Below are 8,456 nucleotides of genomic sequence, written 5' to 3'. Positions count from 1 at the left end.
TCCGTTCCGGTCAGCGTCGTCGCGCCGGAACTGCATCGCAGTATCGACCTGCAGCAGGAATGGGGTCGGGTGTTCGAGCGTGAGGCAAGGGTGCCACAGGCCGGCATCGTCGCGGTCGGAGATTTCGCCGACCAGCCCGAGCTGATGGCCCGCATTCACCGTGCCTACGACGAGGCGCTGCGCTGGTGCCAGCAAAACGCCATCGAATGCGGCGAAACGGTCGCGCGGCATATAGACCTGCTCAGCGCCGAGGCGGTGGCCGATGCGATTGCGGCGAGCCCGCTCGAGGCAGTGCCGGCCGCGCAGGCGCGTGAGGCACTCGAATTCTTCTACGGTGTGCTGGCCGAGCGAAACCCCGCGCTGATCGGCGGCAAGCTGCCTGAAGACGCCTTCTACGCCGAAGCGAAATGAAGAACATCAGCCGCTGGCTCGCCGGGTTGCCTGCCTATCTGTGGAGCGGATGGGGCGCAATCGCGAGCCTGCTGCTGATGCTCGCCGCCTGGGAATGGGCAAGCGGCCTCTACGGTGAGCTCATCCTGCCCGATCCGCGCAGCGCCGCGAGCACCTTGATGCAGATGCTCGCCAGCGGCGCGGCCTGGCCAGAGCTGCAGGTCACCGCCCGCCGGGCGCTGAGCGGTTTCGTACTGGCGCTGGCTGCGGGCAGCGCGCTGGGCATGGCTGCAGGGGTATCGATGACCGCATCGATGATGTCCCGACCGATCGTCACCGTGCTGATCGGCACCCCGCCCATCGCCTGGCTGGTGCTGGCGCTGCTATGGTTCGGCGCTGGCGACGGCACGCCGGTGTTCACGGTGTTCATCGCGGCGTTCCCGGTGATCTTCGTCGGCGCGATGCAGGGCGCGCGTACGCTGGACGGCCAGTTGCGCGAACTCGCGCGCACCCTGCGCATGCCGGCGACGATGCGTTTCACCGATCTCTACCTGCCGCACATGCTGTCCTACCTCTTCCCGGCCTGGATCACCGCCCTGGGCATCTCCTGGAAGGTGGTGGTCATGGCCGAACTGCTCGCCAGCAGCGATGGCGTCGGCGCCGCACTGGCAGTGACCCGCTCGCACCTCGACACCCCGGCCACGCTGGCCTGGATCATGGCCATCGTCAGTCTGTTGCTGGCAGTCGAATACCTGGTGCTCGAACCCATCAAACGCGAGGTCGAACGCTGGAGGGCCGCCGCATGAACAAACCGAAGCTCGTTCCACTGCCCGGTGGCCAGGCGCTCCCCCAGCCCACCGAATCAACCACGGCATGTGCCGCCAGCCACGGCTGCGGCCGCAACACCGCGCCGCCCGCCAAACGCCTGCGGGTCAGCGGCGTCAGCCACGCCTATGCGCTCACCGAGATCCTGTCGAGTATCGACCTCGAGGTCGACGCAGGCCAGGTCACCGCGCTGGTCGGCCCGTCGGGTTGTGGCAAGACCACGCTGATGCACCTGGTCGCCGGCCTGATGACCTTGCGCGAAGGCCAGATCGAGTCGAGCTTCGTCAACCCGGCCTGTGTCTTCCAGCAGCCTCGCCTGCTGCCGTGGAAGACCACCCTCGACAACATCGTCCTCGGCCTCAAAGCCACCGGCGTCGCCCGCCCCGAGCGCCACCAACGTGCGGTCGCGCTGGCGACCCGGGTCGGGCTCGATGCCGACGACCTCGACAAATTTCCGCACCAGCTCTCCGGCGGCATGCAGAGCCGGGTCGCTCTGGCCCGCGCGCTGGTCCTCGAGCCCGATCTGCTGCTCCTCGACGAACCCTTCTCGGCGCTGGACATCGGCCTCAAGGCAGAACTCTATCGCCTGCTCGCCGAACACATGGCGCACCGTGACATGGGGGCGTTGATGATCACCCACGACCTCATGGAAGCGGTGCGCCTGTCGGACACCATTCTCGTCATGGCCCCGGAGCCCGGCCGCATCGTGCAACGGGTGCGGCTGGACCACCCGGCACAGGCCCGGGACGAATCCTTCGTCTATCACAACACCGCCGCCCTGCTCGAACATCCGACGGTGCGCCAAGTGTTCGGCCTGCCCGCGCCCACCGCGCCGGGCACGCCGATCCAAGCCACCGCGATCCGCTTCGACGCCGCCGTGCCACTCGCCACCGCGCGCCGTGGAGGCCTGCAATGCTAAAGGCCCACACCCACTCCACCCCAGCGCTGCTGCTGTGTGCCTTCCGGCCCTTCTTCCTGTTCACCGCACTCGGCGGGACGCTGGCCATGGCCGCGTGGGCACTGTTTCTAGGTGGCCATATCGCGCTGCCCACCCTGCCCGCCGGCCCCATCGCCTGGCACGGGCACGAAATGGTATTCGGCTTCGGCCTCGCCGCGGTGGCCGGGTTCGCGCTCACCGCGGTGCCCGAGTTCACCTCCACCCGCGCGGTCGCGACGCGCATCGTCGCGGCGCTCGCCAGCTTGTGGCTCATCGCCCGGGCGGGCTTCCTGATCGGCGGCGTATTCGGCGCCTGGCTGGCCGCGCTTGCCGAAACCCTGCTGGTGGCGGGGCTGATCGGGGCGCTCGCCCCTCGTATCTGGCGAGACCCCGACCGGCGCCATCTCTCCTTTCTGTGGGCCCTGCTTGCAATGTTGGTCACCGTCGTCGGCTACCACTTTGACACCCTCATCGAAGGGGGCGGTGGCGCCCGCTGGCTGCACGCCGCCACCGGCGTACTGATGGTGTTGATGGTGGTCGCGATGAGTCGCATCTCGATGCGCATCGTCAACGCCGCGCTGGAAGACCGCGGCGAAAAGGATGTCGCCTATCTGTCCCGCCCGCCTCGGCGCAACCTCGCGACCTTCTGTATCGCGCTGTACACGGCGCTCGAGTTCCTGCAACCCGCCTCCGCGATCTCCGGCTGGGTCGCGCTCGCCGCAGCCGCGGCGATGTTCAACCTCACCAACGACTGGCACGTGGGGGGCGCGCTGTTCCGCCGCTGGGTGGCGATGCTCTACACCGTGTACTGGCTGATGGCTATCGGTTACGGCCTGATCGGTCTGGCGCTACTCGCCGATCTCGGCACCCTGAGCGGCGGGCGCCATGTGCTCACGGTCGGCGCCATGGGCCTGGGCATCTTCGTGATCATGAACATCGCCGGGCGGGTGCATGCCGGTGTGGAGCCGGACGAGAAACCGTGGGTACCGCTGGTCGCTCTTGCGCTCGTAACCGCAGCGCTGACCCGCGCCACGGTGGGCTGGCTGGAACCTACGCTTTCGCTGTTCCTGCCCGCTGCCCTGTGGATACTCGGCTTCGCGGTGTATTTCGCCCACGCCTGGCCGGTAATGAGCCGCCAGCGCAGCGACGGGCAATCCGGGTGTGCCGGTTTGCCGGAGAGTTGAGCCCTGTCATCGCTCTCGCCCCGCCTCATGCCAGGCCTTTTGAATCGGCGAAAGCAGATACTCCATCACGGAGCGTTTTCCGAGAAGTATTTCTGCCGTGCTGTGCATCCCGGGAGATAGAGCGAACCGGGAGCCATCGAGCTCGAGATAGGGGTTTTCAATGGTAATCAGTGCCTTGTAGCGCAACGCCTGACTCGGCTGACCGAACCCCCCACGCTCGCGCGCCTCCTCCTCGCTTTGCGCATCGGCACTCACGAGCTCCACGACACCTTCTCCCATGCCGAACTTCTGGAAACGGTAGGTTGCGAACTTGAGCTTCACCGTCTGGCCTGGGCGAACGAATCCAATGTCCTCGTTCGCCAGCCATACTTCCGCCTTAAGTCGTTCATCCTCCGGGACGAGGGTCGCCATCACGGTACCGGGCTGGACCACGGTGCCAACAGTGCGAGTAGCCAGATCCTTGACTACCCCGTCCTGCGGAGCCCGGAGCTCTGACAGATGTCTTCGGTGCGCCTGCTTGACGAGTTCCTGCGCGATTCGCTCGAGCGCGGACTGAACCTCCTGTCGCTCCACATGCAAGGCCCGAAGATAATCCGCACGAATCTGGGCCAGCTTCTCTCGGGACTGCGCAATACTTGCATCGGCTGAGGCAATGACGTGCTCCTGGGTAGCCAACTCCTGTTCGCGCTCGATGCGCTCACGGCGCTTGTCACTGGCCATCAGCTCACCGGCAAACCCCTCCGCCACAAGACGCTCGAACGCGCCCTCCTGCTGCCGGTAGATCGGCAGCACCGCCAGCAGCCTCGTGCGCTGCTGCAAGGCCGCTGCCTTCTCCTGCTCCGCCCGGGTCATGCGCGCCCGCTCCTCCGACCGCGCAGCGGCAAGCGCTTCACGATTGGCTGCAAACTGCCGATAAGACTCGCGAAACAGGGGCTCTGACAACCCCTCCTGCCGCATGAGGGCTTCATCCTGGATCTCGGCGTCTATTCTGGCCAGTTGAGCACGACGGCGTGACTGCTCAGTCATCAGCGCTTCGAAGTCCGCATCGATCGCCAGCGTATCCATGCGCATCAGCACCTGGCCACCGCTGACCCGCTCACCCTCGCGAACGACAATCTCGCGCACGATGCCGGCCTCGGAGGGCTGAACGATCTGCAGATAGCTCGCGGGCACCAGACGCCCCTCCGCCACCGCGATGATGTCAAGCTTGCCCGTCATCGCCCAAACCAGCAAAAAGGCGATCAAACAGAGCAAGGTCCAGAGGATGCGCCTTCCGAGAGGATTCGGTGCCGTCGCCTGCAAGCGGATGAGCGGCGGATGAAAACGACGGAAATCCGATCCGTCAGCAAATTGATTCCCTTTCTGCATGGTCATGAACTCGGCTGTCCCCTATACCCCGGCAGATCCACCCCCGGGACTGCGTTCGCAGGAAGATGCGCCTCTATCGCTCTCACTGCACTCACCACCGCGTTTTCTCCCGAATGCGGGCGATTGCGATCGCCAAATGCTCTCGCCGCAGTTTGATAACCGGGCTCCTCAAGTAGGGCGTTCAATCCGGAAATCCACTCGGTGATACCGGCGTTCGCCGGCACCAAACAGCCGCAACCCAGATCGACTACGCGTCTTGCGAACAGCCACTGCTCGACATGCTGAGGACGCATCAACAAAGGCACCCCTGCCAGAAGCGCCTCGGTAGAGAACGCGCTGCTGCCATAACAAACAGCCAGGTTCGCTTCCGGCAACAACTCCGAGAAATCAAGCGGTACGCTCGCAATGCGCATCCGCTTGGTCGCATACCGACGTGCGATACTCGCGTCGATCTTCGGTACCACGCAGATGGCTTCAGCACCGCTGCGGGCCAGTGCAGCGAGCCCCTGTTCAAAACCCGGCACTTCGGGTCGCAGATAGCACAACACACGCCTGTCGGTATTGAATTGCCAGGGCACACCATGAGCAACCGGCGCAGGCCACATACAGCCGATATACCGCCCACCCCTGCGAAGACCATAGTGATCGAGTTCGGCAAAGGTGTCGAACAGCGCTTCTACCTCAAACACCTCCCGCATACGCAAGGGTTCGGGATATCCGATCAGTCGCAGGGTCTTGGTCACCTGTTCATCCAGTTGCCGTTCGGATGCACGCAGCGCACCCTCGGAAACGCGCTCCCAGGGTCGGATCGAAGGCCAGGGATGGAGGGCGGGCGGCACCGCGAACGCACTACCAACGGCCAGGGACGGCACACCCGAAATGCGCGCCGCGAGCAACGCAGTGGGCGCATGATCGGCCACCACGACATCGGCCCCCGACTGGTCCAGAATGCGCCTCCAGGTCCGCAATCTCAACGCCAGGTCTTCCGGACACTCAAACCCGCAAGCGCTCAACAGGGCCGCAAAGTTCACGGGAGGACGTCGAACGTAGGTACGCGCCGGTAACGGTGTACGCTGCACTTCCACCCCCGTCGGCCACCCGAAACCCGACGGCAGCTCAGCCTGCTTGAGGGCGAGGGTGACCACGTGCCCCTTTTGCCCAAGCTCCGCAGCAAGTCGAAGACAACGCATCAGGTGTCCGTACGCCCCACCCAGCTCCCAGGCAATCAGCACGCGCCCCATTTTTACCATCAGCAAGGCAAGCGGCTGAACCCGTCGCGCAGCCCGGCAAACGATTTGAGCTGCGCGGCACCCGTTGCCAGACCGACAGCATCGGTGCCCGAGCGGAGCGCGGAACCCTGACCGCCGGCCAATACACCCAATGCCGATAGATCCGCCCCTTGATGCTTGCCGGACCAGGCCGGTCCACCCCGTCCTTCCGCCTCAAGCCGGGCCAGGGCTCTTTGCAACTGTTGCCACTGCTGCTCGATCTTGCCCGGAGTCCCTTTGCCCAGCCCTGGGAACCCGGACCATCCCCCGCCCGATCCATCTTTCGGCATCTTCTGCCAACCCCATGCGAGATGGCCCGCCGCAGCCTGCTTCTGCCCTCCGAATAACCAATCGAGCGCGTCATGGCCTTTGCCATTGAGCTTGCTGCCCGGACTTCCCGGGCCAGTGCCCGGTCCGTCGTTGTGATTGCTGGAATGGCCGGGCGGAGGCGCATCCAGTCCGTTGCCGACCCCTGCGTTGCCCTTGGGTGCAACAGTCTTGTTGCCGAAACTGATGCGGAAGGTATCGCTCGCGACCGATCGCTCACCCTGTCCATCGGTTACCGTCACCCGCACGTCAACATTTCCGCGCGCACCAGATGGCGCCGTGCCGCTGAAAGTTTGAGTTTCGGCGTCGAACGTCAGCCAGGCTGGTAGCGGCTGGCCGTTTCGCAGACTGGCTTCATAGCTGAGTACGTCGTTGCGATCGCGGTCGATGAAGCTGCCCTCGGGGACCTGCCACGAAAACGCTTGACCTCGCGCCAATTGCACGTTGGAGAGCTTGCGGGCGAGTTCAGGCGCATCGTTGGTGCCATGAACGGTCACCACCAATTCACCCGGCGTACTGGCAGTCCCGTCGCTCGCCAGGTAACCGAACCGCTCCTCGACCGCCTCACCCGCGCCCAAACCCTGCACCTTCGATGAGAAATTGTCCAGCACATAGGCGTAGCTTCCGTTGGGCAACAGTTTCAGCCAACCATATTCACCGCGCCGGATCCCGGCGTCGGCCACATGCAGCGCCGCGCCCTCGGGATGGCTGTCGTTGGCCAGCACGTTGCCCCAGGCAAGCAGGGTGCGATCTTCCTGGACGGTTGCGGTGTCGGGTTGGGTTATGGGACCGGGGGTCCCGGGCTCACCATGATCCTGATCCCGCACCGTGAGCTCGAAAGACCGTTCGACCGTCAGACGGAAGTGATCCATTGCGGTCACGACCACGGCGAGCGACCCGAGGTCTGAATCCGTCGGCGTGCCGCTGAACTGCCCCGTGGTTGCATCGAAAGCGAGCCAGTCCGGCAGTGCGTCGCCATTGGCTACACGAGCACTCAAGCGCAGGTAATCATTGACATCCGGATCTTCAAAGAAGCCCTCGGGAAGCGCATAGGTGAATACCTCGCCAAGCTCGGCAGCAGCGGATGCAAGCTCACCGTTGGCCGTTGGTGCACGGTTGAGGCGCTGCAGCAGGGGTTCGACGGTTCCATCCTCGAAGACCATCACCAGAATGGCCGCGTTTCCGGTGGTCTCCGAGAAGAAGTTCTCGATTCGAACCGTATCACCTGGCCCGTAGTGCAGCAGCAATGTACTGCCATCCCATTCGTGCGAGACATCGTCAGCTGTCAAACCGCCCAGGAACCGGATGAAGTTGAAATCCTCGTCGCCGCTGTCGATGATGGTATCCACCCCGTCTCCCGGCGCAAAGACGTAGGCATCGTTGCCGGCACCGCCGATCAACAGGTCATTGCCCTGCCCACCGTACAGGCGGTCGTCGAGATTGCTGCCCCGCAAGGTGTTGTCACCCTCGTCACCCTCGACCGTGAACCCCCACGATGCCAGCGTGGCGTAATCCACCACCGTGCCATCGGCGAACAGGAAATGCTCCACCGCATGTCCCCCGCCGAGCACATCGTCGCGGTTGAAGCCCGCCAGCCGCAGCACGTCGCCTTCGCCGCCGTAATGCACGAGCAGCCAGTGCCCGCCCTCACCGTTCTCGGCAAAGGAGAGACGATCCTGCAGGCCCTCGGCGGTAATGCCGGGACCGAAGCGGACCGTGTTGGGGGCATCGGCTGTGGCAACGTCGACAATGCTGACCTCACCATCACCGATATTGATCTCGTAGACGTCGTTGGTGTACTCGCCGTAGCGAATGCCGCGAGCGACCAGTTCGTCGAAGCTCAGCACAATCCCCTGCCACGGCAAGGCCACCTCATCGACCGGTGGCTGCATGCCGGGCACGCGCGGATCAAAACCGGCAAAGCGCACGCTGCTGCCGTCCTCGCCCAGCATGAGCACCAGATCGCGCCCATCGAAGACGAGATGCAGCTCGTCCGCGCCGACATCGCCGGTGAGTTCGAGCCGGTTGAAGTCCCCCTCGCGCCAGGTCTCGACGATGGTCACGTGCGCGGCAGCCGCGCCCCACTCGCGATGGATCCGGTAGGTGTCCGAGCCCACGCCCCCCACCAGCAGGTCGGGACCGCCCCGGCTGTCGAAA

General features: G+C 64.8%; 6 protein-coding genes and 1 pseudogene. 4 read left to right on the top strand and 3 right to left on the bottom strand.

Translation table 11 applies throughout. The features are described from left to right. The 4 genes and pseudogenes from GPA21_RS17585 to GPA21_RS17570 form a co-directional block, all read left to right on the top strand. A pseudogene (locus tag GPA21_RS17585) lies at positions 1-411 on the top strand (ABC transporter substrate-binding protein); the annotation flags it as partial. Then, entirely contained in the window at positions 408-1,196 is a 789-nt protein-coding gene (locus GPA21_RS17580) for an ABC transporter permease (protein WP_168989407.1), read from the top strand. The pseudogene GPA21_RS17585 and the gene GPA21_RS17580, both read left to right, overlap by 4 nt. Then, a complete protein-coding gene (locus GPA21_RS17575) occupies positions 1,193-2,134 on the top strand; it encodes an ABC transporter ATP-binding protein (RefSeq protein ID WP_168989406.1) in 942 nt (313 codons plus the stop codon). The genes GPA21_RS17580 and GPA21_RS17575 overlap by 4 nt, the downstream gene beginning before the upstream one ends. Continuing rightward, positions 2,128-3,336 carry an NnrS family protein gene (locus tag GPA21_RS17570; RefSeq protein ID WP_168989405.1) on the top strand — a complete coding sequence of 403 codons (1,209 nt, stop codon included), beginning with the start codon at positions 2,128-2,130 and terminating at the stop codon, positions 3,334-3,336. The genes GPA21_RS17575 and GPA21_RS17570 overlap by 7 nt, the downstream gene beginning before the upstream one ends. A 6-nt stretch (positions 3,337-3,342) precedes the next feature. Here the strand turns inward: GPA21_RS17570 and GPA21_RS17565 are convergent, their stop codons facing one another. From GPA21_RS17565 to GPA21_RS17555, 3 genes are all read right to left on the bottom strand, one after another. Next, positions 3,343-4,704, bottom strand: coding sequence for an HlyD family type I secretion periplasmic adaptor subunit (locus GPA21_RS17565; protein ID WP_168989404.1), 1,362 nt, complete (start codon positions 4,702-4,704; stop codon positions 3,343-3,345). 2 nt (positions 4,705-4,706) lie between these two features. Continuing rightward, positions 4,707-5,960: a glycosyltransferase gene (locus tag GPA21_RS17560; protein WP_168989403.1), complete on the bottom strand. Its 1,254-nt coding sequence runs from the start codon at positions 5,958-5,960 to the stop codon at positions 4,707-4,709. Next, positions 5,954-8,456 (bottom strand): putative Ig domain-containing protein (locus GPA21_RS17555; RefSeq protein ID WP_211163669.1); only part of this gene is annotated, 2,503 nt, incomplete at its 5' end. The genes GPA21_RS17560 and GPA21_RS17555, both read right to left, overlap by 7 nt.

The organism is Azoarcus taiwanensis (assembly GCF_012910885.1).
Taxonomy (GTDB): Bacteria; Pseudomonadota; Gammaproteobacteria; order Burkholderiales; family Rhodocyclaceae; genus Azoarcus_F; species Azoarcus_F taiwanensis.
This window is presented reverse-complemented; position numbering and strand designations above follow the sequence as displayed.

Coding starts and splice junctions, on each gene's coding strand:
- GPA21_RS17575 (WP_168989406.1), top strand. CDS start 1,193: ATGAACAAACCGAAGCTCGTTCCACTGCCCGGTGGCCAGGCGCTCCCC.
- GPA21_RS17570 (WP_168989405.1), top strand. CDS start 2,128: ATGCTAAAGGCCCACACCCACTCCACCCCAGCGCTGCTGCTGTGTGCC.
- GPA21_RS17565 (WP_168989404.1), bottom strand. CDS start 4,704: ATGCAGAAAGGGAATCAATTTGCTGACGGATCGGATTTCCGTCGTTTT.
- GPA21_RS17580 (WP_168989407.1), top strand. CDS start 408: ATGAAGAACATCAGCCGCTGGCTCGCCGGGTTGCCTGCCTATCTGTGG.